The organism is Microbacterium sp. HMWF026, from assembly GCF_003061325.1.
Lineage (GTDB): Bacteria > Actinomycetota > Actinomycetes > Actinomycetales > Microbacteriaceae > Microbacterium > Microbacterium testaceum_E.
This window is the reverse complement of sequence record NZ_QAJB01000462.1, coordinates 1-1279: the sequence shown is the minus strand read 5'-3', so window position 1 is coordinate 1279 and position 1279 is coordinate 1. Positions and strand designations below refer to the sequence as shown.

The window sequence follows — 1279 nt, the reverse complement described above, 5'->3', positions numbered from 1 at the left end:
CCCCCGCCCCGCCGACGCGTCCTCGCCGCGATCGCGGCTTTCGCCGTGCTCCTCGGCGGCATCGCCCTCGCCCCTTCCGCGCACGCCGCCGATCGCGGCACCGGTTTCGGCACCTGGGCCGCCCTCTCTCGCACCGGCTGGCACGGATCGATGAAGGTGGGCGACGTGCACACCTACTGCATCCATCCCGGGCTGCCCGTGGCCGTCGGACCCACGACCGACCACGGCACGTCCGCGACGGTCAACGGGCTCAGCCCTCAGCAGCTCGTCTCGATCAACCACCTGGTGACCACCTACGGTCAGACCGACGACCCCGTCCAGGCGGCGAGCGTCGGCTGGGCCGTCAAGGCGATCGCCGACCTCGACACCACCCTGCACTCGTGGGGATACACCGGCAACGACCTCGCCGGCGCCATCAACCACATCATGCAGCGCGCCAGCCCCGAGAACAGCGCAGCCATCCAGGAACGCGCCCTGCGGTACCTCGCCGAGGCCCAGGCCGTGCCCGTTCCGCGCCCCGGGGGCACCCTGTCACTCACCACCCGAGCGGACGACCCGACCCGTGGAGCCCTCTCGGTCGACGTCGACGCGGCGGCGACGGGCACCCTGCGCCTTGAGGGCGCCGTCTTCGCCGACAGCGGCAGCGCCGAGCGCCGCGACGTGCGCGGCGGCGGGGTGTTCGAGATCATCGCAGCTCCGCCCGCGACGGGCGAGGGGCGCCCGTACACGGTCAGGGCCGCGGGGGACTTCGTTCTGCGTTCGGCGGCCGTCCGGTACTACTCGACTCCCGGACAGCAGGAATCCGCTGGTCCGGGCGAACCGACCCGCTTCACCCTCTCCGCGATCGATGCGACCCCGCGTCCCGTGCGCTTCTCGCCCCGCATCGCCACGACAGCGACGATCGACGGCGGCGCCTTCATCGACGAGGTCTCGATCTCGGCATCCGAGGGAGTCTGGCCCCGTCGCGAGGACGGATCGCTCGTCGTCATCCGCGCGACCGCGGACGTCTACCGGACCGGCTCCTTCCCGGCCGAGGCGCCGCAGGTCCCGGCGGGACTGAAACCCGTGGCGACGCTCGAGCTGCGCACGGATCCCGGCACGGGTGCGGGCACCTACACGGTGACATCTCCGGCCCTCCCCGGCCCCGGCGTCTACACGGCGGTATGGCGGGTGGCGCGAGACGAGCAGGACGCCGCCACGACCCCGCACCTGCCGCCGGGGTACCGCTGGCAGGAACGCTTCGCCTCGCCGGCGCAGACGCAGCAGCTCGTCCCACCAC

At 73.1% G+C, this 1279-nt stretch carries 1 protein-coding gene; it reads left to right on the top strand.

The window, feature by feature from the left end:
* A partial coding sequence (locus DBR36_RS18000; RefSeq protein WP_219927682.1) for a hypothetical protein occupies positions 1-1279 on the top strand: 1279 nt, incomplete at both ends.